Source organism: Arthrobacter luteolus NBRC 107841 (assembly GCF_001552075.1).
Lineage (GTDB): Bacteria > Actinomycetota > Actinomycetes > Actinomycetales > Micrococcaceae > Arthrobacter_B > Arthrobacter_B luteolus.
Genome location: NZ_BCQM01000010.1, coordinates 1 through 24699, shown reverse-complemented (window position 1 = coordinate 24699; position 24699 = coordinate 1). Strand labels below are relative to the sequence as shown.

The 24699-nt window shown below is 66.5% G+C and carries 22 protein-coding genes and 1 riboswitch; of the genes, 7 read left to right on the top strand and 15 right to left on the bottom strand.

Features of this window, described 5'->3' with window-relative positions; genetic code table 11:
- Positions 1–7: 7 nt before the first annotated feature.
- Together metX and AL3_RS14985 are read right to left on the bottom strand one after the other, a co-directional pair.
- Positions 8–1144 carry a homoserine O-acetyltransferase MetX gene (metX, locus tag AL3_RS14990; RefSeq protein ID WP_066302545.1) on the bottom strand — a complete coding sequence of 379 codons (1137 nt, stop codon included), beginning with the start codon at positions 1142–1144 and terminating at the stop codon, positions 8–10.
- On the bottom strand, positions 1141–2457 hold the full coding sequence (locus tag AL3_RS14985; RefSeq protein WP_066302544.1) for a bifunctional o-acetylhomoserine/o-acetylserine sulfhydrylase: 1317 nt from the start codon (positions 2455–2457) through the stop codon (positions 1141–1143). The genes metX and AL3_RS14985 overlap by 4 nt, the downstream gene beginning before the upstream one ends.
- 68 nt (positions 2458–2525) lie before the next feature.
- Positions 2526–2643: riboswitch (SAM riboswitch) on the bottom strand.
- Between the two features lie 145 nt (positions 2644–2788).
- On the opposite strand from AL3_RS14985, the gene AL3_RS14980 reads away from it, so the two are divergent.
- Complete coding sequence (locus AL3_RS14980; protein WP_066302542.1) at positions 2789–3430, top strand: VOC family protein; 642 nt, start codon at positions 2789–2791, stop codon at positions 3428–3430.
- Between the two features lie 800 nt (positions 3431–4230).
- The gene (locus tag AL3_RS18520) at positions 4231–5019 is read left to right on the top strand and encodes a hypothetical protein (protein WP_157075270.1); all 789 of its coding nucleotides are present in this window, start codon (positions 4231–4233) and stop codon (positions 5017–5019) included.
- A gap of 241 nt (positions 5020–5260) precedes the next feature.
- Here AL3_RS18520 and AL3_RS14975 read toward each other — a convergent pair whose 3' ends face one another.
- Entirely contained in the window at positions 5261–7186 is a 1926-nt protein-coding gene (locus AL3_RS14975; RefSeq protein WP_066302541.1) for a glycoside hydrolase family 2 protein, read from the bottom strand.
- 6 nt (positions 7187–7192) lie between these two features.
- Positions 7193–7978: a CPBP family intramembrane glutamic endopeptidase gene (locus AL3_RS14970; protein ID WP_066302539.1), complete on the bottom strand. Its 786-nt coding sequence runs from the start codon at positions 7976–7978 to the stop codon at positions 7193–7195.
- 159 nt (positions 7979–8137) lie between these two features.
- Here AL3_RS14970 and hutH point away from each other — a divergent pair, with 159 nt between their 5' ends.
- Both hutH and AL3_RS14960 read left to right on the top strand, forming a co-directional pair.
- Positions 8138–9712, top strand: a complete 1575-nt coding sequence (gene hutH, locus AL3_RS14965; protein WP_066302538.1) for a histidine ammonia-lyase — start codon at positions 8138–8140, stop codon at positions 9710–9712.
- 9 nt (positions 9713–9721) lie between these two features.
- Entirely contained in the window at positions 9722–10027 is a 306-nt protein-coding gene (locus tag AL3_RS14960; RefSeq protein ID WP_066302536.1) for an acylphosphatase, read from the top strand.
- Positions 10028–10284: 257 nt separating this feature from the next.
- On the opposite strand, the gene AL3_RS18515 is transcribed toward AL3_RS14960, so the two are convergent.
- The 9 genes from AL3_RS18515 to AL3_RS14915 all read right to left on the bottom strand — a co-directional run bounded on the left by AL3_RS18515 (position 10285) and on the right by AL3_RS14915 (position 19110).
- Positions 10285–11409 (bottom strand): hypothetical protein, encoded by a 1125-nt coding sequence (locus tag AL3_RS18515; RefSeq protein ID WP_151724059.1) that lies wholly within the window; start codon positions 11407–11409, stop codon positions 10285–10287.
- A 185-nt stretch (positions 11410–11594) separates the two neighbouring features.
- Positions 11595–12686, bottom strand: a complete 1092-nt coding sequence (locus tag AL3_RS14950) for an NAD(P)/FAD-dependent oxidoreductase (protein WP_066302529.1) — start codon at positions 12684–12686, stop codon at positions 11595–11597.
- The gene (locus tag AL3_RS14945; RefSeq protein WP_066302527.1) at positions 12679–13479 is read right to left on the bottom strand and encodes a protein phosphatase 2C domain-containing protein; all 801 of its coding nucleotides are present in this window, start codon (positions 13477–13479) and stop codon (positions 12679–12681) included. The genes AL3_RS14950 and AL3_RS14945 overlap by 8 nt, the downstream gene beginning before the upstream one ends.
- A 20-nt stretch (positions 13480–13499) precedes the next feature.
- Positions 13500–14396 carry an aminoglycoside phosphotransferase family protein gene (locus tag AL3_RS14940; RefSeq protein WP_066302525.1) on the bottom strand — a complete coding sequence of 299 codons (897 nt, stop codon included), beginning with the start codon at positions 14394–14396 and terminating at the stop codon, positions 13500–13502.
- A gap of 141 nt (positions 14397–14537) precedes the next feature.
- Positions 14538–16055, bottom strand: coding sequence for an Asp-tRNA(Asn)/Glu-tRNA(Gln) amidotransferase subunit GatB (gatB, locus tag AL3_RS14935; protein ID WP_066302524.1), 1518 nt, complete (start codon positions 16053–16055; stop codon positions 14538–14540).
- Positions 16055–17557, bottom strand: a complete 1503-nt coding sequence (gene gatA, locus AL3_RS14930) for an Asp-tRNA(Asn)/Glu-tRNA(Gln) amidotransferase subunit GatA (RefSeq protein ID WP_066302519.1) — start codon at positions 17555–17557, stop codon at positions 16055–16057. The genes gatB and gatA overlap by 1 nt, the downstream gene beginning before the upstream one ends.
- 8 nt (positions 17558–17565) lie before the next feature.
- Positions 17566–17862, bottom strand: a complete 297-nt coding sequence (gene gatC / locus AL3_RS14925) for an Asp-tRNA(Asn)/Glu-tRNA(Gln) amidotransferase subunit GatC (RefSeq protein ID WP_066302518.1) — start codon at positions 17860–17862, stop codon at positions 17566–17568.
- 136 nt (positions 17863–17998) lie between these two features.
- On the bottom strand, positions 17999–18493 hold the full coding sequence (locus tag AL3_RS14920) for a GNAT family N-acetyltransferase (protein WP_066302517.1): 495 nt from the start codon (positions 18491–18493) through the stop codon (positions 17999–18001).
- Positions 18494–18663: 170 nt separating this feature from the next.
- Complete coding sequence (locus AL3_RS14915) at positions 18664–19110, bottom strand: TraR/DksA family transcriptional regulator (RefSeq protein ID WP_083521795.1); 447 nt, start codon at positions 19108–19110, stop codon at positions 18664–18666.
- 292 nt (positions 19111–19402) lie between these two features.
- Between AL3_RS14915 and AL3_RS14910 the strand changes: the two genes are divergently transcribed.
- Positions 19403–19654, top strand: coding sequence for a hypothetical protein (locus AL3_RS14910; RefSeq protein WP_151724058.1), 252 nt, complete (start codon positions 19403–19405; stop codon positions 19652–19654).
- Positions 19655–19670: 16 nt separating this feature from the next.
- Here AL3_RS14910 and AL3_RS14905 read toward each other — a convergent pair whose 3' ends face one another.
- Both AL3_RS14905 and ligA read right to left on the bottom strand, forming a co-directional pair.
- A complete protein-coding gene (locus tag AL3_RS14905) occupies positions 19671–20480 on the bottom strand; it encodes an inositol monophosphatase family protein (protein WP_066302514.1) in 810 nt (269 codons plus the stop codon).
- Positions 20477–22726, bottom strand: a complete 2250-nt coding sequence (gene ligA, locus AL3_RS14900; protein WP_066302512.1) for an NAD-dependent DNA ligase LigA — start codon at positions 22724–22726, stop codon at positions 20477–20479. Before ligA ends, AL3_RS14905 begins: the two co-directional genes overlap by 4 nt.
- A 177-nt stretch (positions 22727–22903) precedes the next feature.
- Between ligA and AL3_RS14895 the strand changes: the two genes are divergently transcribed.
- Together AL3_RS14895 and AL3_RS14890 are read left to right on the top strand one after the other, a co-directional pair.
- Positions 22904–23347 (top strand): YciI family protein, encoded by a 444-nt coding sequence (locus AL3_RS14895; RefSeq protein WP_066302510.1) that lies wholly within the window; start codon positions 22904–22906, stop codon positions 23345–23347.
- A 4-nt stretch (positions 23348–23351) separates the two neighbouring features.
- Positions 23352–24608: an RNA polymerase sigma factor gene (locus AL3_RS14890; protein WP_066302509.1), complete on the top strand. Its 1257-nt coding sequence runs from the start codon at positions 23352–23354 to the stop codon at positions 24606–24608.
- The last annotated feature ends 91 nt before the right edge of the window (positions 24609–24699 follow it).

Below are 24699 nucleotides of genomic sequence, written 5' to 3'. Positions count from 1 at the left end.
GAAGCCGTTAGGCGAAGAAACCCTGCTCCAGGACGTCCTTGAGCTGCAGGACATCGGTGAGGAATCCGTCGTGTCCGATCGGCGCGTTGATCAGGTGGACCCGGTGCTCCCCCGGCAGGGCTGCGGCCAGCTCAGCGGACTGTTCCGGAAAGTACAGGCGGTCACTGTCGACGGCGGCTATCAGGAACTCTGAACCGGTGACAGAGAGGGCCTCGGCCAGGCTTCCGCGTCCGCGGGTGACGTCGTGGCTCATCAGCGCTTCGGTGAGGATCACGTAGCTGTTGGCGTCGAACCTGCCGGCGAGTTTCTGCGCCTGGTGGTCCAGGTAGCTTTCCACCTGGTACCGGCCGCGCTCCGCGGGGAGCGCTGCTGCCAGCGGATTCTCTCCCGGCTGCGGGGTCCTGCCGAACCGGTACTGCAGCTCAGCTTCGGACCGGTAGGTGATGTGGGCGATCCGGCGGGCCAGGCCCAGCCCGGCCAGCGGTGCCCGTCCGTTGTAGTAGTCGCCGCCGTTGAAATCAGGGTCCAGCCGGATCGCGGAGACCTGTGCCTGGGCAAACGCGATCTGCTCCCCGGTGCTGGCCGCCGTGGCAGCGATGACTGCGCACCGGGCAACCCGGGACGGTTCGGTCACCGCCCATTCCAGTGCCCGCGCCCCGCCGAGCGATCCGCCCAGCACGGTGTGCCAGCGGCGGATACCCAGCTGGTCGGCCAGCCGGGCTTCCGCCCGCACCGAGTCCCGGATGGTGACGAACGGGAAGCGGGATCCCCAGGGCAGCCCCTCCGGATCGGCCGAAGCAGGTCCGGTGGAGCCGTAGCAGCCGCCGACCATGTTTATCGAGACCACGAAGAAGCGGTTGGTGTCCACCGTGCGTCCCGGACCCACAAAACCGTCCCACCAGCCCGGTTCGTCCGTCTGTCCCCGGGCAACGTGCGTGCTGCCGGTCAGGGCGTGCGGAATCAGCACGGCATTGGAGCCGTCGGCGTTCAGCCGCCCCCAGGTTTCGTAGCCCAGCACCACGTCCGGCAGCACGCCGCCGGTCTCCAGTTCCAAAGTTCCGATGGAGGCGTACTGCAGCACCCCGTCGATGGTGCTGACGGGGTGCTGCGGTGCGGGTGGATACGTTGTCACGCTGTTCTTCATGCTCCCTTGGCGGCGCGGAAACCGGCATCGAGGTCCGCGATGATGTCATCCAGGTGTTCCAGACCGACCGAGAGCCGGACCAGGCCCGGGCTGACGCCCGCCGCTGCCTGCGCTTCGGCGCCCAGCTGGCTGTGGGTGGTCGACGCCGGATGGATCACCAGCGAACGGACGTCACCAACGTTTGCCACATGGGAGTGCAGTTCCAGTGCGTCGACAAAGCGCTTTCCGGCTTCCACTCCCCCGGCGATCTCGAAGGAGACGATGGCGCCGGTGCCGCGGGGTCCGTACTTGCGTCCGCGTTCGTACCACGGGCTGGACTCAAGGCCTGCGTACGCAACCGAAACGACGTCGTCGTGCCCATCAAGCCACTGCGCGACGGCGACGGCGTTGCTCACGTGCCGTTCCACCCGCAGGCTCAGGGTCTCGAGGCCCTGCCCGATGAGGAAGGCGTTGAACGGCGAGACGGCCGAGCCCAGGTCGCGGAGCAGCTGGACCCGCGCCTTCAGGATGTAGGCCAGGTTTGCGCCCAGCACGCCGTCGGCCCCGAGGTCCCGTGCGTACACCAGGCCGTTGTAGCTCTCGTCCGGTGTGTTGAAGCCGGGGAACTTCTCCGGGTCGGCCCCGAAGTCGAAGTTGCCCGAGTCCACAATGACGCCGGCGATTGCTGTGCCGTGTCCGCCGAGGTACTTGGTGGCCGAATGCACCACGATGTCCGCGCCCCACTCGATGGGACGGATCAGGTACGGCGTGGAGAGGGTGTTGTCCACGATCAGCGGCACCCCGGCGTCGTGCGCGACGGCGGAGATCCCTTCCAAATCCAGGACATCCTGGCGCGGGTTGGAGACCACTTCGCCGAAGAACGCCTTGGTGTTCGGCTGGACGGCGGCACGCCACTGCTCCAGGTTGTCCGGGTCAGCCACGAAGGTAACGTCGATGCCGAACTTTTTCAGGGTGTGCTTGAACAGGTTGTACGTTCCCCCGTACAGGCTGGGGCTTGCCACAATATGGTCCCCGGCCTCGGCGACGTTCAGGATGGCGTAGGTTTCGGCGGCCTGGCCGGAAGCCAGCAGCAGTGCGCCCAGACCGCCTTCCAGCGACGCGATCCGGTTCTCCACCGCCTCCTGCGTCGGGTTCCCGATCCGCGTGTAGATCGGAGCCAGCTCGGCCAGGGCGAAGCGGTTGGCCGCTGCTTCCGCACTGGGGAACACGAAGGACGAGGTCTGGTAGATAGGCAGGGCGCGGGCGCCGGTTGCGGCGTCGGGCTCCTGACCTGCGTGAATCTGGCGGGTTTCGAACGACCAATTGGCAGACATTTTGCTCCCTTTATGACCAGGGGCCCCACAGGAAGCGATGCCGGAGGAAGTCCGGAAACGAGACGTGTGGCCCGCGCTTGCCGTGACACCCTTTTGGTGTCCGGCCAGGTCTTCACCCGGGGCACCCCACCGCGGTTGGAGGGTTGCCGGCCAGCAAGCCGGGGCTATCTGCTGGCACTCATGACCTGTACCCATAGAACCAACGGACGCCCAGTTGCGCAACCCATATGACGCAGCGTGAAATCTGCGTCTTCATGTAATGCAGCACGGTTTTCGTGAGCTTAGGGTTGCCTTAGTCGAGACACAGGTCACAACGTGTCAAGATGTTCGCATGCGCCTGGATCACGTCTCTTATGCCTGCGAATCCGACGGCCTGCTGGCCACCACGGAACGCATTGCTGCTGCCCTTGGAACCGAGTACGTCAAGGGTGGCGTCCACCCCCGTTTCGGTACCCGCAATATGATCCTGCCCCTGGCCAACCACCAGTACATCGAGGTGGTGGAAGTCCTCAACCACCCCGCGTCCGACAAGGCTCCTTTCGGCCAGGCCGTCCGTGCCCGGTCCGAGGCAGGCGGCGGCTGGATGGGCTGGTGCGTCGAGGTTGATGACCTGGCTCCCTTCGAGGAACGACTGGGCCGGTCCTCGGTTCCGGGAAACCGGAAATTCCCCGACGGCCAGGAACTGACCTGGCGGCAGATCGGCATCAACGGCCTGATCGCTGATCCGCAGGTCCCCTACATGCTGCGCTGGGACGAGGACAAGGCAGATCTGCACCCGTCCCGTGCCCTCAACGGAACAGTGTCCCTGGACTCCCTGACCATTGCCGGTTCTGCCGCGCGGGTCACCGAGTGGCTGGGCATGCCCGTCGAGGAACCGCTGGAATCCGTGGACGTCACCTGGGTTTCCCCCAAGGGCACCCCCGGCATTATGTCCGTGACCTTCGGAACGCCTTCGGGGCTTGTGGAGATCTAAAACCGTTCAACCCGGATACCCCTCGGCCGACGGACTCCCCTGCTGGGGACAATCCTGCGCGGCGTTCCCCTCCACTTCGGGGCTTTATTTCGGGGCTTGCCTGCCACCTTGGGACGATCCTGTGCGGGGCCGCGGCAGGAGAGTCTCAATCTGGGAGGAATGCCCCAGGTTGCAGGGTCCTCGCGGGTGCATTTCCTTCGCGGGGTTTCAGGGTCAGAGGCCTCGACCCAACTGCGGGCAACGTGCCCCTGTGTTTTGGGGCTTACCGGCCACGCTGGAACTCCTCGCGGCTGTGGCTCCTCGCGCGGGTATTCCCCGCCGGTTAGGGAAAACCCACCCACTCCGTCGTCCATTTCCCTCCGGTTAGGGAAAACCCACCCACTCCGTCGTCCATTTCCCTCCGGTTAGGGAAAACCCACCCACTCCGTGCACCATTCCCCTCCGTTTTGGGAAAATCCTGTCGCTTTGAGACATAGTTCCCCTCCGTTTTGGGAAAGTTCGGCCATTATGGGGTTTCCCTCCGGTGCGCTCTGGCAGGGAAACCCCAAACTGGTCGATTTCCCCCGAACCGTAGGGTTATCCACAGACGAGGACCCCGCCCTCCGGGCAAGGCTGTGACGAGCCAAGATGGGACGATGCAGCCAGCCCTTCTCTTTTCGTCGGACGCAGACAGGGACGGTCCCGGGCGCCGCTCCCTCGCCAGCCGATGTCGCAGCGGGGAGCTTCTCCGGCTGAGGCCCGGCGTCTATGTCTCCAGCGCCGAGTGGGAGCACCTCCCCCGCTGGGAACGCGAAGTCACGATGCTGGTGGCAGCTGCGGAACAAGGCCGGAATCCACGGGTCCTGGTCCAGGAATCAGCTGCGCTCGCATGGGGAATTCCCACCATCGGCTCTACCACCGAGATCATGGTGCTGGCCTCGGCCCCATCGCATGCACGGCGCCGAGGAGGAATTCGCTGGGCCGAACGGCAACTGCTCGAGCCGCTCTCCGAGACCTCAGGCTTTGCTGTCACATCGCGGGCGCAGACCGTCCTCGATATGGCCGCCTATCTGCCCTTTGAGCGCGCGGTTCCGGCCATGGACCACGTACTGCGGCCGGATCCAGGACGCGGACTGGCTCCGTTGGACAAGGTAGTTTTGAGGAATCTGGCTCAGGCGCTGCCAACCCAGGCCAAACGAACGCGCGCTCTCCGGGTCATCAATTTCGCGGACGTGCGATCAGAATCACCGGGTGAGTCGTTTTCCCGGGCCGTTATTCACCGACTTGGGTTCCCACCACCGGATCTGCAGAAAGAGTTCCGCTCTTCCGGTGGCCGGGTCCTTGGCCGGACAGATTTCTTTTGGCCCCAGCGAAATCTGGTCGGCGAGTTCGACGGTGCCGTGAAGTACGGGGCTTCGCTAAACGGCACCGTCGGGCAATCCCAACAAGCCCTGCTGCGGGAAAAGCGACGGGAAGATGCCATCCGTGCCACCGGCGTGGGATTTGTGCGCTGGTCATGGGCCGACGCACTCAGGCCACCGCATGACCCGGGTGGCCTGGCACAAATACTGACTCGGGCAGGACTACCCATAAATCGACGGCAAAAGTGACGGAAAAGCGCCGGGAAGACGCCATCCGTGCCACCGGCGTCGGGTTTGTGCGCTGGTCATGGGCCGACGTCGGGAAGCCGGCGCAGCATCCGGATGGGCTGGTTCAGCGGCTGACGAGCGCGGGATTGCCCCGCCTGCCCCGTAGACGTTCCTCCCGGTGAATCTGCTGCCGGTTTGGGACATCGCTCCGGTCCGCGGCGGCAGCGATGTCCCACACCGGAGCGATCCGCGTCGTGCATTCCTACACTGCGGCCGAAAGCCCCTGGATCAGAGCCGCATTGACCTCCCGGACCGTATCCCGGTCCACCTTTAGCACTTTCCGGTCGTAGGTCAGCAGGCCGTTGACTTCGTCCTCGACGTCGGCGAGCTGGGTGTAGACCGCCGCGGCCAGTCCCTGTTTGACGGCAGGTTCGATCTGGGTGCGGTGCAGTTCCGTGAAGGCGCGCTCCAGTTCCTTCCGGCTGTGCAGGGTTTTCCCGTAGCCGAAGACCTTGCTGTTCCAGGTGTGGCCCGGCACCGGCAGGCTGAAGCCGCCGAATTCCGACAGCACGATCGCACGGGGATCACGCTGCCAGCGCCTGCGGATGTGGAACGGGACGGCGTAGACGTGCAGGCTCTTGGCGTCTCCGGCCCCCTGGTCGTGCCAGCCGCTGGCGTGGTCGATCCCTCGGGTCGGGTCGAGTTTCCGCAGCTCCGCAGTAATCGCCGCTGCGTCGAACTGGCCCCAGCCTTCATTGAAGGGTACCCAGAGAGCAATGCTGGGGACGCTGCGCAGCAGTTCCACCGTCTCGCGCAGTTCTTGCCGAAAAGTCTCCCGTCCGGCAGCGTCACTGCGGCCGAACTTGGCGTAACGCCGGTCGCTGCGGCTGCCACGCCCGGGGAGCGGCAGCGGTTCCGGCGCCCGGCCGTCTCCCAGCCCGCCATTCACCAGGTCCTGCCAGACCAGCATGCCGAGCCGGTCGCAGTGGTAATACCAGCGCAGCGGCTCGATCTTGATGTGCTTGCGCAGCATCGTGAATCCCAGGTCCTTGGCGGTCTCGATGTCATGGATCATGGCTGCGTCCGCCGGTGCCGTGTAAAGCCCGTCCGGCCAGTACCCCTGGTCCAGCAGACCGGCGTGGAAGTACGGCCGGCCGTTGAGCAGCAACCGCTGATGCCCGCCCCCATCCGTACCCATCCCGAAGGTGCGCAGGCCGAAGTAGCTCTGCACCGTGTCCTCCCCCAGCCGCACGCTCACCGAGTACAGGAAGGGATCCTCCGGACTCCACAGCCGCGGCTGAGGCAGACGCAGGGTCAGTGGTTCTCCCGGAGCCGCGGTGCCGTGGGCAACGTCCGTCCCATCAGCGGTGACCGTAATCTCCGCTCGCCCCGCTGCACCGCTGGCTGGCCCCGCATGGACCGTGAACTCAGCACCGTCCAGGGAAGCCAGCGGAGTAATCACGATTCTCTGGATCCAGGTCGACGGAACTGCTTCCAGCCAGACGGTCTGCCAGATTCCGGACTGCGCCTTGTACCAGATGCCGCCGCGCTCCAGTTTTTGCTTGCCCCGGGAAGCACCGTTGGTTTCAGATCCGTCGAGCACCCGCACCACGAGTTCCTGCTCCTGACCAGGGAGCAGCAGGTCGGTGATATCGAGGCTGAAGGGCAGGTACCCGCCGTCGTGCCTGCCCGCCGGGCGGCCGTTGACTCTCACGGTGCAGGACTGGTCCACCGCTCCGAAATGCAGCAGGACCCGCCCGCCGGTTCCACCTTCCGGGTCACCGCCCGCCGGGCCGCCACCCGCCGGGTCACCACCCGCCGGGTCACCAACCGCTGGAGCGCCCGCTGGAGCTCCCGCCGGGTCACCAACCGCTATGGCTCCCGCTGGAACTCCCGCCGGGCCACCCGCCGGGAGCAAGCCGGAGACCGAAAAGCTCCGCCGGTACCAGAGCGCCTCCTCCGGCTGCAGCTGGCGTTCGACGCCGGAGAGCGGGGCTTCGGGCGAAAATGGCACCAGGATCTCCCCGTCCCAGGCCCGGGGCTGCTCCTCGACGCCGGCGGGCGTGAACGCGTAGTCCCAGCTGCCATTGAGGCTCCGCCAGTTCTCCCGGACCAGCTGGGGGCGCGGGTACTCGGGCAGGACGTTCCCGGGATCCAGGGCCTCGCCCCAGACTGTTTTCAAGGCCATGCGGGGCTATTCTCCAATTCCAATGGCTGAACCGAACAGGGCAAATCCCACGAATCCGGCAATGTCCACCAGCGCGTGGGCGATGACCAGCGGCATAACACGCCGGGTTTTGTAGTAGACGTAACCGAAGATCAGTCCCATCACGAAGTTGCCGATGCCGGGACCGATGCCCTGATACAGGTGGTAGCTGGCCCGGATCAGTGCGCTGGTAAGGATCATGGCAGGCACTCCCCAGCCCAGTGCCCGGAGCCTGGTGAACAGGTAGCCCACCACGATGACCTCTTCCAGCACGGCGTGGCGCAGTGCCGAGAGAATCAGTACGGGCAGGGTCCACCAGTATGTGTCCAGCGCCGCCGGAATGAGCGCCGTCGTAATCCCCAGTGCCCGGCCCGCTGCGTAGACCCCCAGCGTTCCCGCCCCGATCACGGCAGCGAGCCCCACGCCGAGACCGAAGTCCCGCAGCGGCCGGGAGAACGTGAAGCCAATCCGCTGAAAGGCGGATTTCCCGGGTTCGGTGAGCAGGAACAGGACCAGCGCAACGGGCATCAGCGAGAAGAAGATTCCCAGCAGCTGGTACAGCAGATCGAAGAACGGGCTTTGCGCCAGCACCGGATTCAGTGTGGTTGTTTGGCCGGCGAGCGGCCCCTGGGTCATCTTGTCCGCCAGCCGGACGACGGCGTAAACACCGGATTGCCCGAGCGACAGCCCCAGGACAATGAGGATTTCTGCGGTGATTCTCCGGCGGGCCCGCGGTTCCAGGGCAGGGGCGGGAACAGTGGAGGCTGGGCGCATGTGCCTATTCTGCCTGATCCGGGGCTCCACTGCGGGGGCGGGAACGCTTGCGGAAGGCGGGCGAATGCATTTCACTGGTTGAAATGCCAGTACCATTCTTCGGCATTTGATTTCCGTTTCCGTTGCACACCGCATCGGATCAAGGCATTGTGAGGTTTCGTGATTTCCCCCCAAAGCACCGCCGTAACCGTGGCCATCGGCCCCGGCCCGCTCGACCCCGCCTCAATCCTCGCCGTCGCCCGTAACGGCGCTCCGGTTCAGCTGGCCCCGGAGGCCCTGACCTCCATGGAGTCCTCCCGCGCGGTCATCGATGCCCTCGCTGCCGACACCCTGCCGCACTACGGTGTCTCCACCGGGTTCGGGGCGCTGGCAACCAAGCAGATTCCCACGGCCCAGCGGGCTGAGCTGCAGCGCTCCCTGGTCCGCAGCCACGCGGCGTCCGCCGGCGCCGAGGTGGACCGTGAGGTTGTCCGTGCGCTGATGGTCAACCGGCTCTCCACCCTCGCGACCGGGCGCACCGGGGTCCGTCCCGCCGTCGCGCAGGCGTACGCGGCACTGCTGAATGCGGGCATCACTCCCGTCATCGGTGAGTACGGGTCGCTGGGATGTTCCGGGGACCTCGCTCCCCTGTCCCATTGCGCGCTGGCGCTGATGGGTGAAGGCCGGGTGCGCGACGCCGGCGGTCAGGTCATGGACGCGGCCGAGGCTTTGGCTGCGGCTGGCCTGGAGCCCCTGGAGCTGAAGGAGAAGGAGGGGCTGGCCCTGATCAACGGCACCGACGGGATGCTGGGGATGCTGACGATGGCTATCGCCGACCTGCAGCAGCTGCTGGCCACCGCGGACGTCGCTGCAGCGATGAGCGTCGAGGGACTGCTCGGTACCGCCGCAGTCTTCGCAGCAGATCTGCAGGGGCTGCGTCCACAGCCCGGGCAGGCGGAGTCCGCAGCCAATATCCGGGCCGTGCTCGCCGGCTCGTCCCTGGTGGAGGAGCAGAACGGTGAGACGTTCACCCGGGTGCAGGACGCATACTCACTGCGGTGCGCTCCCCAGGTGCATGGCGCCGCCCGGTCAACCCTGGCCCACGCCGAACACGTCGCTGCCTGCGAGCGGGCCTCTGCCATCGACAATCCGGTGGTCACGGTCGACGGGCGGGTGGAGTCCAACGGGAACTTCCACGGCGCCCCGGTGGGCTACGTCCTGGACTTCCTCGCCATCGCCGTCGCGGATGTCGCCTCCATGAGCGAGCGGCGGACCGACCGTTTCCTGGACCGAAACCGCAGCCACGGGCTAAACCCGTTCCTCGCCCACGATCCCGGTGTCGATTCCGGTCACATGATCGCCCAGTACACGCAGGCCGGCATCGTCTCGGAGCTCAAGCGGCTGGCAGTTCCCGCGTCCGTGGATTCCATCCCCTCCTCCGCCATGCAGGAGGACCACGTTTCAATGGGCTGGGCCGCCGGGCTGAAGCTGCGCCGGGCACTGGATGGGCTGGCACGCGTTCTGGCCGTGGAGCTGCTGACCTCCGCCCGTGCACTGGACATGCGCGACGGCGGCATCGGCACCTCCCGGAGCGCTCCGGTGTCCACCGCCGTGCGCAGCGTCATCCGCACCCTGGTGCAGGGACCGGGTCCGGACCGTTTCCTGGCACCGGAGATTGAAGCCGTCTACACGTTGGTTGCCGACGGCAGCCTGCTGGCGGCGGCGAACAGTGTGCTGGAGAAGCCGCTCGACTAAGCTGCGGGCATGAATTCAGAGCAGCCATTCGGCGGGCCGGGCAATACCATCCGCGTAACTGCAGCAGTCAACGGCCTGGTTCAGGGCGTGGGCTTCCGCTACTGGGTGATGCGGCGTGCCTTGAATCTGGGGCTGACCGGCACGGTGGTCAACCGCGCCGACGGGTCCGTGCTGATCACTGCGGAAGGCCTGCCCTCGGCCGTGGACGGCCTGCTGGAACTGGTGCGGTCCCCGTCGGCTCCGGGAGCGGTGCAGGACGTCGAAGAGCACCGGTCCGCTGCCACGGGAGAATTTGAAGGATTCGCTGCGGGTTGATCCGCTGCGGTTAAAGTATCCGGACATGAAGAACGCCGGCAGACTGTGGGTTGGTTGGGGGGAACAACCCTAGTCTGCCGGCGCCGGATAGTTCACTACGCTATCCATTCATCACTCGCACCCTTATGAGGTATTAACTACGTTAGGACACCGGTCTGGAAGGCTCCTGTCAGCAAGCTGGCAACTCCCTGAGAGCGGATCCAGCGGCCGGCTGGATCGTCCGCCAGCGTCTGCCAGGGACCGCAGCGCGCAGGAGGTCAGGCTGCCTTCCGGAGTCCCTGTCCGTCCGACTGGGCGTCAGTTCCCGGCGCCTCATCCTGAGCCGTGGAACCGGAGGCAGGGTCCGGTGCCCGGGTAGCCGCGGGTGTCTCTGCTGCCTGGGCAGGCTTTGCCGCAACAGGTTTTCCGGCCGGAGAATTCGCCGGGGCAGAATTCGCCGGTGCAGCGTTCTTCGGTGCGGCAGTCTCCGGTGCGGGATTTCCCTGGGAAACCTGACGCGGTGCGGGATTCTCCCGGCTCGGCCGGTTCGGGCCGGCGACGGGCAGAGGTGCTTTGGCAGCCGGCTGGGTGGCCTCGGCCTTGTTGGCCTTACCCCGTTTTTTCTTCTTGGAGGCAGCCTTTTTGTTAACGGCGGACTTAGCGACTGGGGGTTTCGCCTCTGCCGCAGCCGGCTCGGTTCCGGCGGGCTTGGCAGAGCTGGAAACCTTGGCGGCAGGAGCCTGTGTTCCGGCAGCCGTTGCCCCGGCATTCTTTGCCGCAGCATTCTTAGCCGCTGCGTTCGTGCCCGCAGTGCCCTTCGTCGCGGCATTCTTAGCCGCTGCGCTCTTGCTTCCAGCGCTCTTGCTTCCAGCGTTCTTGCTGCCGGCATTCTTAGCCGCAGAATTCTTAGCCGCTGCATTCTTGGTCCCAGCGGTACCGGCTCCATTGCTGTCGTCCTGCTTGCTGGCGGTCTGCTTGGAGCCGGCGAGGGACGAGGAGGCCGGCACAGCGGCGTCCTGATCCAGGGAGGCCGCTGCGGTCTGCGGCCGGCTGGTGGGCCTGCTGGCGAGGGAGCTGCTGCGGCGCACGTCATGCCGGGCCGGCAGCAGGGCTTCCATGAGTTCTTCGGTGGCGGAACGCGTGGCGTCCAGGAACACGGCTGCCGCCGCATCATCCGGGGCGGTCTCCGTCCGGTGGACGGCCGAGCGCTTCACCAGACGGTACAGGGCCGAGGCGACAACCAGCAGGGCAATGCCCGTGCCGTACATCAAGGTCAGTGAAAGGGCCAGGGAAGTTGTCCCGCCGGAAAAGAACCCATATCCCGCAATTGCCAGGACCAGCCAGATGGTGCTGATGACAGTCAGGACGGAACGCACTTTGACGTAGAAGGGACGCTGCTGCACGTCCGCAATCTGCGGCGGCAAAATATCTGGCACTGATGAGACCTCTCAAAGCACAAAACGGCAGGACTAAAAGTGGAAGTTGGCCGAAGCCTGCCTGCCCTTCAACTCTAGGGACCGCCACGGACCTTCATGACCATTCCCGCGCCCTTTGTCCGATTTGTTACTTGCAGCCGATGAGATCTTGCTCACAGTCCGGGGCGGGCCGGCGAGAGCGCCGCTGAGACGTCCACCGGCGGCCGGTTGCCCAGCAGTTGCGCAGCCGCCAGCTCGGCGATTCCGGACGAGGTTTGGAAGCCGTAACCACCCTGTCCGGCCAGCCAGAAGAAGCCGGGAACGGCGTCGTCGAATCCCACCACCGGCATTCCGTCCTGTGCCTCGGTGCGCAGCCCGGTCCAGGCGCGCCGGACCTCGCCAAGCTCCAGGGACGTCACGGAATTCACCAGGGCGATCAGCGCCTCGATGTCTTCCGGGCGGTGCCGGGCATCTTCCGGATCACTGGGGACAGCTTCCGAAGGCGAGACCAGCACGCCTCCGGAATCGGGCCGGTAGTAGAAGATTTCCAGCGCACTGGCCACCATGGGACCGTCTGGTGCCGGCGGGTTGGCTGCCTCCACCACCGCAGCGGTCCGCCGGTAGGGCTGCAGGCTCCTGGGGCGGACTCCGAAGAGTTCCGCGACGTCGTCGGCCCAGGCCCCGGCGGCGTTCACTACCGTGGCAGCAGCGAACTGCTCACCCGCCGCGGTAACCAGCCAGTGCCCGGATGCGGTCCGTTCCGCGGCCCCGGCCCGGCGGCTGGTCAGGATACGGCCACCGGCGGCCTCGATGCGCGCCCGGTGCCAGTCCATCAGGCGCCCCGTGTCGCAGGAGACGGAGGTGGTGTCCAGGCCGGCGGCCTCGAAGCTGCCGGCGTCCAGTTCCGGTGCCAGGCCTGCAGCCTGGGCCATAGTGATCGGGTGCATGTGGCCGCTGGCGTGGTCGCGGACGTCTTCCTCCTCCCCGACCAGCAGGAAAGAACGCGGCGTGAGGATGGGTTGTGCCAGCTCCGCTTCCAGTTCCCGGATCAGGGCCAGCGTCCGCACCGTCAGGTCCTGCACGGGAGCGGGCCCGTAGCTGGGGATCAGCTGCCGCGCGGACCGGGACGAGGTGTGGTAACCCAGCACGCTCTCCGCTTCGAGCAGCACGACGCCGGTGTGCCCGGCCAGCGCCGAAGCCAGCGACAGCCCGGCTATGCCGCCGCCGATGATCAGGACGGTTCCCTCCGCGGGATAGCTAGGCATTGGGGACGACCGTCAGGATGGTGGCGTCGTCAGCTTTTTCGCCGGAGGCGAGCTGCTGCCGGCGCAGGTCCAGCAGCAGCCGCTGGGCGTCAACCGGAGTCGACGCCGCGCGCAGGAAGCCGGGCGGCCCGTCGACCAGACCCAGGTCAACGGCGCGCCACGCGCCGTCGGAGGCCAGGACCACCCGGCGTGGCGCGGGAAGCCGCTGAAGGTGGGCATGCTGCACGGCCTCGGGTTCCCGCCGGGCGACCCACAGCCGGCCGGGAGTGTTCCGCAGTTCCCGGTCACGGCGCAGCAGCTCGCGGGCCTGTTCGGGGTCCGCCGGATTTTCGCGGTCAACGCGCAGGTCAGCCGGTTCGCTGGTCACATGGACTATGGATCCGTTTTCCAGTTCGACGACGGCGTGGCAGTCGGCGAGTACCAGCACCTCCACCCCGTCTCCGGTCAGCTGAGCCAGACACAGCGCCGCGCTGGGGAATCTGGTCCGTTCCCCCGCGGTACGTTCCTCTGCCACTGCATTCACCCGGTGCAGGGCGTCCTCCAGGATCCCGCCGGCTGCCGATTCCCCCGGACCGGGAGGGGACGGGGTCCGGGCTGCTTCCGCCAGCAGCAGGTCAAGTGTCCGCGCATACCAGGCCGGGTTGGAAGGTCCCGGCAGGTCCAGCTCAGGAAGCAGCGAGGTGGCTCCGTCGATCACCCAGGCGCTGGCACCGGCGAAGCCGCAGCTGTCCTCATTAACGTGCCCGTCACCTTCGGTCTGGACGCGGACGGAATGTCTCCAGTTGGTGGGCATAGCTCATTGTGGCATGCGCCCTAGAGCCAGGTCAGATCGTCGGTGAGGATCTCCATCAGCGTCTCTGATCCCACCAGGTAGAGACCGGGATGCCGCTCGGCGCCCGCCAGCAGATTGGACGCCATGTACACCGCCCAGCCGCGCGCCCGCAGCCAGACGGACGGATCGCCGTCGTACTGGACCCCCAGGGACTTATGCAGGCGCCGGCGGCCGGTGGCGTCAAAAACCAGCCAGGCGGCGGCGAGGTCGGTGGCCGGGTCCCCGGCCGTGAGGTCACCAAAATCGATGACCGCCTGCAGTGTTCCATCCTTGGCAATGAGGTTGGCCGGGTGCAGGTCACCGTGCAGCCACTGGGGCTCACCGTTCCACGGCGGCAGGGCGGCGGCCTGCTCCCAGATCTCGGCGATCCGGGCCGCGTGCGGGACCATGCCGGAGCGCAGCCTGTCCTGCACGGCCTGGCTGCGGCTGGCGAGCAGCCCGCCCACCATGGGGTTGGGCGGATAGTCCCGGGGCGCTGCCCGGTGGAAAGTATTCAGGAATTCGCCCAGCGGTCCGGCCAGTGCCACGTTCCGGTCCCGCGGCTGGAGCGAGACGTCCAGCCCGTCGAACCACTCGCTGATGCTCCAGGGATAGGGATAGGACTCCTCCGGTGCACCGGCGAACAACGGGACTGAGGTTCCGGTTCCCAGCGAGGCCGTGAGTTCAGGGAGCCAGCGCTGCTCTTTGGCCATCAGCCCGGCAACGCTGCCCCGGCGCGGCAGCCGGACCACCAGGTGAGGACCGAGGCGGAACACGTAGTTCACCCATCCGCCACCCACTTCCTTCAGCGGGTGATGTGCCAGCTGCGGATGCTGGCTCTCCAGCAGGGCATGGACCAGGTCTGCATCCACTGCAAGCTGGGCCGGGACCGTCGACATGCTGAGCACCCTACCCTGCGGCCCCTCCCTGGGACAGGTGCCCAGCCGGGTCCCTTAACGCAGACCGGCTTCCGGGCCGCGTGGCTCCCGCTGGTGGGGAGACGCGCGGCCCGGAAGCCGGGTTGAAGCAGGCTGCCTGGGTTAGGCCTGGACGCCCAGACGTTCGAGGATCAGCTCGCGCACGCGGCCGGCGTCGGCCTGTCCGCGGGTCGCCTTCATCACGCCGCCCACGATCGCACCCACGGCCTGCACCTTGCCGCCGCGGATCTTATCCGCGACGTCCGGGGCTGCCGCCAGGGCTGCGTCGATGGCTTCGAGCAGGGCACCGTCATCGGAGACGACGGCGAGGCCGCGCTTTTCGATGACTTCCTCCGGGGTGCCTTCGCCGGCGAGGACGCCGTCGAGGACCTGGCGGGCCAGCTTGTCGTTGATCTTGCCGGCCTGTACCAGGCGGTCCAGCTCGACAATCAGCTCGGGCGTGACGCCGGTGTCCACCGGATCCACTTCGGCTTCCTTGGCGCGGCGGGCAACTTCACCCATCCACCACTTGCGGGCTACCTGCGCGGAGGCACCGGCGGCGATGGTTTCCTCGATGGCTTCCATCACGCCGGCGTTCACGACGTCGCGGAACTCGGCGTCGGAGTAACCCCACTCGGTCTTCAGACGCTTGCGGCGCTCGGCCGGCGGCTCGGGCAGGCGGGAACGGAGCTCTTCGATCCATTCCGGGGTGGTGACCACGGGCAGCAGGTCCGGTTCCGGGAAGTACCGGTAGTCATCGGCGTCTGACTTAGGCCGGCCCGACGTCGTCGAGCGGGTGTCCTCGTGCCAGTGACGGGTTTCCTGGACGATCTTCTCGCCGGAATCCAGGACGGCGGCGTGCCGCTGGATTTCGAAGCGGACGGCGCGTTCGACGGCGCGCAGCGAGTTCACGTTCTTGGTTTCAGAACGCGTGCCGAACTTTTCCTGGCCGTACGGGCGCAGCGAGACGTTGGCGTCGCAGCGCACGTTACCGCGCTCCATCTTGGCATCGGAGACGCCGAGGTTCTTCACGATTTCCCGGATGGCCGCCACGTAGGCCTTGGCCAGCTCGGGGGCACGGGCGCCGGCACCTTCGATCGGCTTGGTGACGATTTCCACCAGCGGAACACCGGACCGGTTGTAGTCCACCAGGGAGAAATCGGCGCCCTGGATGCGACCGGCGGAGCCGCCCATGTGGGTCAGCTTGCCGGCGTCTTCTTCCATGTGGGCGCGTTCGATCTCAACCCGGAAGACGGTGCCGTCTTCCAGTTCGATGTCCAGCCAGCCGTCGTACGCGATGGGATCTTCGTACTGGGAGGTCTGGAAATTCTTGGGCGTGTCCGGGTAGAAGTACTGTTTCCGGGCGAACGTGCAGGATTCGGCGATCTTGCAGTTCAGGGCCAGGCCGATCAGGATCGAGTACTCCACCGCGGTCTTGTTGACCACCGGCAGGACACCGGGCAGGCCAAGGCAGACCGGGGTGACGTTGGTGTTCGGCTCATCGCCGAAGACGTTCGGGGCGTCGGAGAACATCTTGGTTTTGGTGTTGAGCTCCACATGGACCTCAAACCCGAGCACCGGATCGTACTTCTCGATCGCCTCGTCGTAAGGCAGGGTGTCTTCCTGGGTGTGCACGGACATTACTTCACTCCTCCGAGTACGGGGGCCGAAGCCAGCAGCGGGCCGCCCCACTTCTGCTCCAGCAGGCCTTCGAGGGCTGCTCCGGCACGGTACAGGCGCACGTCCTCCCGGGCGGGCGCCAGGAACTGGATACCGACCGGCAGACCGTCGGCCAGGCCGCCGGGAATGGAGATGCCGGGGACACCGGCCATGTTGGCCGGGATGGTGGCGACGTCGTTCAGGTACATGGCCAGCGGATCGTCCAGCTTCTCGCCGAGCTTGAACGCCGTGTTCGGCGACGTCGGGGAGATCAGCACGTCAGCCTGGGCAAACGCCGCGTTGAAGTCGCGCTGGATCAGGGTGCGGACCTTCTGCGCCGAGCCGTAGTACGCGTCGTAATAGCCGGCGGAGAGGGCGTAGGTGCCCAGGATGATCCGGCGCTTAACCTCGTCACCGAAGCCGGCGGCGCGGGTAGCGCCCATCACGCGTTCGATGGTGAGCGGCGGGTCCTGCGGCAGGCGGCGCATGCCGTAGCGGACGCCGTCGTACTTCGCCAGGTTCGAGGAGGCCTCGGACGGCATGATGAGGTAGTAGGCGCCCAGCGCGTACTTGAAGTTGGGGCAGGAGACCTCAACGATCTCGGCACCGGCGTCCTTGAGCAGCTCAAGGGACTCATCAAAGCGGGCCTGCACACCGGGCTGGTAACCCTCGCCCTGCAGTTCCTTGATGACGCCAATGCGCATGCCGGCCACGCTGCCGTTGCGGGCCGCTTCAACCAGGTTGCCCACCGGGTCGGTGAGGGAGGTCGAGTCGCGCGGATCGTGTCCGCCGATGACTTCCTGGAGCATGGCTGCGTCCAGCACGGTCCGGGATACCGGGCCGATCTGGTCCAGCGAGGAGGCCATGGCGATCGCGCCGTAGCGGGACACCCCGCCGTAGGTCGGCTTCACGCCCACCGAGCCGGTGACGGAGGCCGGCTGCCGGATGGAGCCGCCGGTGTCGGTACCGAGGGCCAGGGGTGCTTCAAAGGCGGCGACGGCGGCTGCCGAGCCTCCGCCGGAACCGCCGGGGATCCGGTCCAGGTCCCACGGGTTGCGGGTGGGGCCGTAGGCCGAGTGCTCCGTGGAGGAGCCCATGGCGAATTCGTCCAGGTTGGTCTTGCCCAGCATGGGCATCCGGGCGGCGCGGATCCGGGAAATCACGGTCGCGTCGTACGGGCTCATCCAGCCTTCGAGCATCTTCGAGCCCGCGGTGGTCGGCTGGCCGACCGTGACGATCAGGTCCTTGATGGCGATCGGAACGCCGGCCAGGGCGTGCAGCTCTTCGCCGGCGGCGCGGGCCTTGTCCACCCCGGAAGCAACTTCAAGCGCTTCATCGGTGTTGACGTGCAGGAACGCGTGGATGTCGCCGTCGACTGCGGCAATCCGGTCCAGGTGCGCCTGGGTGACCTCGACGGCGGAGACCTCGCGGGAGGCCAGCTTTTCTGCCAGTACGGCAGCGCTGGAGGTAATCAGTTCACTCATGGAAGTTTTTACTCCTCATCCAGGATGGCAGGGACCTTGAAGCGGCCTTCAGCGTTGTCCGGTGCGCCGGACAGGGCCTGCTCGTTGGTCAGCGTCTGCCCCACCACATCCTCGCGGAACACGTTCACCAGCGGGATCGGGTGGGAGGTGGCCGGGATATCGTCACCGGCAACTTCGCTTACGGATTTGATCGAATCCACGATGACGTCGAGCTCGCCGGCCATTTTGGCCAGCTCGTCATCGGTCATCTCAATGTGGGCCAGCCGCGCGAGATGCGCCACCGCCTCACGATTGATCTCAGACATGAGTCTCCCATGCGTCTTATGCAGTATTTTCGGCTTCCACCGGTATCCCTACCAGTCTACGGCGTACGGCAGCACAGTTCCGGCGGCGTGACGCGCCGGGCTTGGTATGCGGCACCCGGGGCTGCCGCCGCCGGACCTACAGCTCCAGGCGGAAGACCCAGAGAACGTAGTCTTCGCCGGGAACGGTCCAGTCGCGCTCCGGAACCCGTTCGAAACCGAGGGACAGGTACATGCTGTGCGCCCCGAGCATGCTGGTCATGCTGGTCAGGGACACAGCGTGGATGCCGTCAAGGCTGCGGGCGTGGTCCACGATGGCGCTGACCAGGGCGCGGCCCACTCCCCCGCGCTGCACGGCAGGATCGACGGCCAGCATACGGAATTCCAGTTCCCCGTCGTTCGCGATGTCAGCATAAGGCTGGCCGGCAAAGGTAACGGCTGCGGACCCGGCCACGGCCCCGTCTTTCTCGGCCACCCAGAGCTCTGCATGCTCGGCGCGGTGTTCCACGTTCTCGAGGTCCTGGACGTACGGGTTGTCCGCATCGATGAAGCCGGCCTTCAGATAAGCCTCACGGGTAATCCGGCGGATGTCTTCATAGTCTGCTGGGGTAGCCCGCCGAACGGTGATGCTCATGGGTGTTACGGATCCTTACGTGGGGGTTGATTTCCAGCGTAAATTCTATCCGCAGCCACCCGCCCGTCCTTGCCGCTGACGCAGCCCCGGCCGGTGACTCCTGACACAGGGCCCGCGTGGAACGGAGAGCCCCGGCGTTCAGCGGAGCCAACCAGCCATGGGCGGCCCGCTTAGCGGCGCTTGGCCTCGGCCGAGCATGCCACGCAGAACCGGGCTTCGGGCCGGATTTCCAGCCTGGCCTCTGGGATGGGCTCTCCGCAGCGTTCGCAGATTCCGTAAACCCCGTCGTCCAGCCTTACCCTGGCCAGGAGCAACTGAGCGAGAGAAGCTTCAAGCGCCGCAAGCATCGACATTTCGTTAGCGCGTTCCACCGAGACGGTGGTGCCCTCGGGATCGTGTTCATCATCCGCCGGGGTGTCCTTGGCAGCGGCCGTGACTTCCCGGATGTCGGCCAGGACGGTGTCGATTTTCACGCGGACTTCGGCAATGTGCTCATCGATGATCGCGGCAAACCGGTCGGAATCCAGGTCAGGTGGGGTTTGTGGTTTGGCTTCCGGAACACGTGTGGTGACTGCAGATGCCGACTTACGCGCCGCCGGTGTGAGTTTACGAGCCATGATGCGTCCTCCCAAGTCCTAGGAGCTGTGCTGAGTTCCACCAATTATCCGCGCCCGGGCGCCCGTAGCATCCCCCGGGAGGCGCTGCTTTCCTCAGGGCTTAATACCTCCTGCCCGCCGCTGCCGGGCCCGAAGCTCAAGATCTGCTCAAGGCACGCGCAAGGAACCGTAAATTCTCTCCGTAACACCAAATCCGTTAGGCGCATCGGCCCCGAAGCGCCCTTGGATTGGCTAGTCTCGCTTCACCGTTCCTGCTTGGTCTCGGAACGGAGCACTGACACTGGGGGTAGGCATGAAGCAGGAAATAAGGCTCGCGCCAGGGATGATCGTCCGCTGCCAAAAGGGCGTGAGCTCGGTCAAGCTGCGGGTCATGGGTGCGTCGCGCTGCGATGGCTGCAGCACGATGGGCGTGATTGTCCAGGTGATGGAGGACGCCGTCGTGGACAACTTCCACTACTGGAAAGGCCACGTGATCGTGATGGACCGGGACCGGATTACCGTCGACTCACGTTCAGCTGTCCCCTCCTGGATGGGCATGTACTGAGCCGAAGGGCTGGGAACTAGAACCCCGACGGCGGCGCCAGCCACGCCGTTGTCACGGCGGCCAGGCGCTCGGCGTCGTCCATCCGCCGTGACGGTGTTCCCGGACGGTGGACCGTAGCGCCGGCTTCCTCGGCGATCAGCGCACCGGCGGCGAAATCGTGTTCGTTCAGGCCACGTTCCACGTAGGCGTCCAGCGTGCCGTCGGCGACCATACACAGGTCCAGGGCAGCGGAGCCCAGCCGGCGCAGGTCCGCAAAACCCTCCATCAGGTCTGCGAGCGCACCATATTGCTCGGTCCGCACGTCCGGCTCATAGGAGAACCCCGTGCCCAGCAGCTTCCCGGTGCGCTCCGGGTCCGGTCCGGACAGCTGCCGCACGCTCCCGCGCTCGGCCAGCCAGGCACCGTGGCCGCGCGCTGCCCAGTAGACGCGCACCAGGGCCGGGGCGTGGACGACGCCGGCCAGCCACCCGCCGTCGTTGTTCACGGCCGCCACAGACGTGGCATAGAAGGGAATGTTCCGAATGAAGTTGGTGGTCCCGTCCAGCGGGTCCACGGACCAGCGGATACCGGAGGGTTCGGCGGGAACGCTCGCTTCCAGCTCTTCCCCCGTGATTTCGTCGAACGGGCGGAGTTTGTTGATCACCTCGCGGACTGCGTACTCCGCTTCCGTGTCATAGTTGGTGACCCAGTCTCCGGAAGCACCCTTATTCACCGCGTTCAGGCCGTCTTCTGACCGCTTGGCGAGCACGGCGGCTCCCGCAGCGGCCGCCTGGCGGGCGACGTCGAGCAGTTCCAGCGGGTCCGGCGTTCCGGTGTTGGGACTCATGCGCTTGTTTCCTCCACAGGTTGCTCCTCCGCGGGTGCGGCCTCGTCGGATGCGCCCGTCTGAAGAGTGCCGTCCAGCAGGGCCCGGAACCCGTCCTCGTCGAGGATGGGGACGCCCAGGGATTCCGCCTTGTCGCGTTTGGTGCCGGCGTTCTCCCCGGCCACCAGGTAGTCCGTCTTTTTGGAAACCGATCCCGAGGCCTTGCCGCCGCGGCTGATGATGGCTTCCTTGGCCTCATCGCGGCTGAAGTTCGGCAGCGTCCCGGTGACGACGACGGTCAGTCCCTCGAGGGTGCGCGGCAGGCTTTCATCGCGCTCGTCGGCCATCCGCACACCGGCCCGGGCCCAGGCGTCCACGATTTCCACGTGCCAGTCCTCGGCGAACCATTCCTCCAGGGCGGCGGCAATGGTCGGCCCGACGCCGTCCACGTGCGCCAGCTGCTCCTCGGTGGCGGCCCGGATGTTCTCCATGGAACCGAAGGCGGTCGCGAGGGCGCGGGCCGCCGTCGGGCCTACATGCCGGATGGACAGTGCCACCAGGACCCGCCACAGCGGCTGGGACTTGGCCTTTTCCAGTTCCTCGAAGAGCTTGCGGGTGTTGGCCGAGGGCTCGGACGGCTTTTTGGCGGTGCCCTTGGTGTAGAAGTACGGGACCAGTTCGGTGCCCACCACCACGCCCTTGGAGCGCTTGGGCCGTTCGATCCGGACGTCGGCCAGGTCCTCAATTTTGAGGTCAAACAGACCGGCCTCGCTGGTCAGCGGCGGGTTCTCTGGTTCCGCGGGAGAAGTCAGGGCAATGGCCGCTTCCCAGCCCAGGGCCTCAATGTCGAAGGCGCCGCGGCCAGCGAGGTGGAACACCCGTTCGCGCAGCTGCGAGGGGCAGGAGCGGGCATTGGGGCAGCGGATGTCGACGTCGCCCTCTTTGGCCGGTTTCAGCTCGGTGCCGCAGGAGGGGCAGTGGGTGGGCATCACGAAGTCGCGCTCGGTGCCGTCACGGAGTGCGACGACGGGGCCGACGATCTCCGGGATCACGTCGCCCGCCTTGCGCAGCACCACGGTGTCGCCGATCTTGACGCCCTTGGCCTTCACCACGTCCTGGTTGTGCAGGGTGGCCATCTCCACGGTGGAGCCGGCGACCTTGACCGGCTCCATGATGCCGTAGGGCGTGACCCGGCCGGTGCGGCCCACGTTGACCCGGATGTCCAGGAGCTTGGTGTTGACCTCCTCCGGCGGGTACTTGTACGCCACGGACCAGCGCGGCACCCGGGAGGTGTGGCCGAGCGCGCGCTGCAGGGCGAAGTCGTCCACCTTGACCACGATGCCGTCGATTTCATGCGCGAGGTCGTGCCGGTGTTCGCCGTTGCGGGCGATGAACTCCAGCACCTCCTGATAGGTGTCCAGCACCTGGTAATAGGGCGAGGTGGGCAGCCCCCAAGCCTTGAGCAGCTCGTAGGTCTCGGACTGGCTGCTGGCACTGAGCCCTTCCCGCGCGCCGATGCCGTGCACGTACATGCTCAGCGGGCGCTGGGCAGTGACGTTGGGGTCCTTCTGCCGCAGCGATCCGGCGGCGGCGTTGCGCGGGTTGGCGAAGGGCGCCTTGCCGGCTTCGACCATGGTCTCGTTCAGGTGGGCGAATTCCTTGGACGGGATAAACACCTCGCCGCGGATTTCCACCTCGGCCGGCAGGTTCTCGCCCTTGAGGCGGCGCGGGATGGAGGCGATCGTGAGCACGTTGTGGGTGATGTCCTCGCCGGTGGTGCCGTCTCCGCGGGTGGCCGCGCGGACCAGTTCCCCGTTGCGGTAGAGCAGGTTCACGGCCAGGCCGTCGATCTTCAGTTCAGTGAGCCACTGAACCTTCGATCCCGGGGCGATGGACGCGATGGAGGCCACCGCGCGCTTCACCCAGGCGTCGAGCTCGTCCAGGGAGAACACGTCTTCCAGGCTGTACATCCGGGACAGGTGTTCCACCGGAGCGAAGGCCGCAGAGACCTCGCCCCCGACTTCCTGGGTGGGCGAATCGTTGGTCACCAGCTCCGGGTGCAGTGCTTCGAGTTCTTCGAGCCGGCGGTACAGCTCATCGAACTCGGCATCGGAGACCAGCGGGGCGTCCTCGTTGTAGTACGCGAACCGGTACTTGCGCACCTGGTCGGAGAGCGCTTCATACTCTTCGCGCAGGCCGCCGCTGGGCGGCGTATCCGTGCTAACGGCGTCGACGGCTTCTTCCGGGGATGTCTTAGCTGTGCTCACCTATCCAATCTTGCCGTATGTACGACGGCGGCGGGAGCTTTGCTGCGGACGTTGGGGATAGTGCGTCCCCGGACCGGGTGAAAAACAATTCCCCGGCGCCGTCGATATCCAGGCGCACCGTTCGACGGCATAGTAGGAGGCGCACAAAGCGCTCCCCTATCGAGCAGGAGATAAGCCATGAAGTACATGATGATTATGCGCTCCACTGATGCCGCACTTGAGGCGTCCAAGAGCATTCCGTTTGAGGAAATGATCAACCGGATGGGCGCCTACAACGAGTCGATGATTAACGCCGGCGTCCTGCTGGCGGGAGAAGGCCTGGCCGAGGTCACGGAGGACGCCAACTTCGTCGTCGACTTCTCCGCGGATCCGCCGCTGGTCACCGACGGTCCGTACGGCGAGACCCACGAACTCTTCAACGGTTTCTGGATCATCGAGGTCCCTTCGAAGGAGGAAGCGGCGGAGTGGGCCAGCCGGTGCCCGCTGGGTCCGGGGTCGAAGCTGGAAGTCCGGCGGGTCACCGATGCCTCCGACTTCGAGGATTTCTCCGACAACGAGTACATCCAGAAGGAGGAAGGCTGGCGCGAGCAGGAAGAGCAGCTGCGCGCGGAGAATGCCTAGTCCCATGGGACCCCTGGAAGCAACGGGTGAGGCAGCCGCGGCAGTCCGGCACCGGATCGACGCCATTTGGCGGATCGACGGTGCGCGGATTGTCGCGGCCCTGGCCCGCGCCACCGGGGACGTTGGCCTCGCCGAGGACGTTGCCCAGGAGGCGGTGGCTGAGGCGCTTCTCCAGTGGCCGCTGGAGGGGGTGCCGCGGAACCCTGCTGCGTGGTTGACCGCTGTCGCCAAGCGCAGGGCGATCGATGCCTGGCGCCGGGCCGAAAGGCTCCAGGACCGGTACTCGGATCTGGGCAGACGGCTGGAGGATGCGGCCGCACCGGTTTGGGATCCGCTCCCGGATGATGTCCTGAAGCTGGTTTTTGTTGCCTGCCATCCGGTGCTGTCCCGGGAGGCGCAGGTGGCCCTGACGCTGCGGACTGTCGGCGGGCTGTCCACCGGGGAGATCGCGCGCCTGTTCCTGCTTCCGGTCGCCACCGTGCAGCAGCGGATTGTCCGGGCGAAGAAGACCCTGGCAGCGGCGAAGGTTCCCTTTGACGTTCCGGAGCCGAATGAATGGAGCGCCCGGCTCGGCGGGGTGCTCGCGGTGATCTACCTGATGTTCACGGAGGGGTACGCTGCGTCCTCGGGAAAGGCGTGGATGCGCCAGGATCTGGCGTTGGAGGCTCTGCGGCTGGGGCGGCTGCTGTCCCGGCTTGTTCCGCGGGAGCCGGAGGCGCTCGCCCTGGTGGCCCTGATGGAGTTCCAGGCGTCCCGGTTCCGCGCCCGGACCCGCACGGATGGCTCCCCCGTGCTGCTGTCTGATCAGGACCGCAGTCTGTGGGACCGGGGTCAGATCGAGCGCGGGCGGGCTGCCCTGGCGCAGGCTGACGCGCTGGGGCGGGGCCGGGGAAACTATGCGCTGCAGGCCGCGATCGCCCAATGCCATGCGACGGCCCCGGAGGTGGGTGCCACGGACTGGACCCGGATCGTGCTGCTTTATGAGGCCTTGGGCCGGCTGGCACCATCGCCGGTGGTGGAGCTGAACCGTGCCGTTGCGGTGTCGATGGCCACCGGACCGGCGACGGCACTGGAGATGGTGGACCAACTGGCTGCCACCGGCGCTCTCCGCGGTTCGCATCTACTGCCCAGTGTGCGGGCCGAGCTGCTCTCCCGGCTGGGCCGGACGGAAGAGGCCCGGGCCGAGTTCAGTGCTGCTGCCGGGCTGGCGCGGAATGACCGGGAGCGGGAAGTCCTGGAGCGGCGGGCTGCGGGACTGTAAAAGCGCTGTGGATCTAACGGCGTCTTTTCGCCAATGACTTCGGAGGCGATGTTGTGGACCATTCCAGCGGGCACCCCGCCACAAACTGGCT

Coding starts and splice junctions, on each gene's coding strand:
- metX (WP_066302545.1), bottom strand. CDS start 1,144: ATGAAGAACAGCGTGACAACGTATCCACCCGCACCGCAGCACCCCGTC.
- AL3_RS14985 (WP_066302544.1), bottom strand. CDS start 2,457: ATGTCTGCCAATTGGTCGTTCGAAACCCGCCAGATTCACGCAGGTCAG.
- AL3_RS14980 (WP_066302542.1), top strand. CDS start 2,789: ATGCGCCTGGATCACGTCTCTTATGCCTGCGAATCCGACGGCCTGCTG.
- AL3_RS18520 (WP_157075270.1), top strand. CDS start 4,231: ATGCTGGTGGCAGCTGCGGAACAAGGCCGGAATCCACGGGTCCTGGTC.
- AL3_RS14975 (WP_066302541.1), bottom strand. CDS start 7,186: ATGGCCTTGAAAACAGTCTGGGGCGAGGCCCTGGATCCCGGGAACGTC.
- AL3_RS14970 (WP_066302539.1), bottom strand. CDS start 7,978: ATGCGCCCAGCCTCCACTGTTCCCGCCCCTGCCCTGGAACCGCGGGCC.
- AL3_RS14960 (WP_066302536.1), top strand. CDS start 9,722: ATGAATTCAGAGCAGCCATTCGGCGGGCCGGGCAATACCATCCGCGTA.
- AL3_RS14950 (WP_066302529.1), bottom strand. CDS start 12,686: ATGCCTAGCTATCCCGCGGAGGGAACCGTCCTGATCATCGGCGGCGGC.
- AL3_RS14945 (WP_066302527.1), bottom strand. CDS start 13,479: ATGCCCACCAACTGGAGACATTCCGTCCGCGTCCAGACCGAAGGTGAC.
- AL3_RS14940 (WP_066302525.1), bottom strand. CDS start 14,396: ATGTCGACGGTCCCGGCCCAGCTTGCAGTGGATGCAGACCTGGTCCAT.
- gatB (WP_066302524.1), bottom strand. CDS start 16,055: ATGTCCGTGCACACCCAGGAAGACACCCTGCCTTACGACGAGGCGATC.
- gatA (WP_066302519.1), bottom strand. CDS start 17,557: ATGAGTGAACTGATTACCTCCAGCGCTGCCGTACTGGCAGAAAAGCTG.
- gatC (WP_066302518.1), bottom strand. CDS start 17,862: ATGTCTGAGATCAATCGTGAGGCGGTGGCGCATCTCGCGCGGCTGGCC.
- AL3_RS14920 (WP_066302517.1), bottom strand. CDS start 18,493: ATGAGCATCACCGTTCGGCGGGCTACCCCAGCAGACTATGAAGACATC.
- AL3_RS14915 (WP_083521795.1), bottom strand. CDS start 19,110: ATGGCTCGTAAACTCACACCGGCGGCGCGTAAGTCGGCATCTGCAGTC.
- AL3_RS14910 (WP_151724058.1), top strand. CDS start 19,403: ATGAAGCAGGAAATAAGGCTCGCGCCAGGGATGATCGTCCGCTGCCAA.
- AL3_RS14905 (WP_066302514.1), bottom strand. CDS start 20,480: ATGAGTCCCAACACCGGAACGCCGGACCCGCTGGAACTGCTCGACGTC.
- AL3_RS14895 (WP_066302510.1), top strand. CDS start 22,904: ATGAAGTACATGATGATTATGCGCTCCACTGATGCCGCACTTGAGGCG.
- AL3_RS14890 (WP_066302509.1), top strand. CDS start 23,352: ATGGGACCCCTGGAAGCAACGGGTGAGGCAGCCGCGGCAGTCCGGCAC.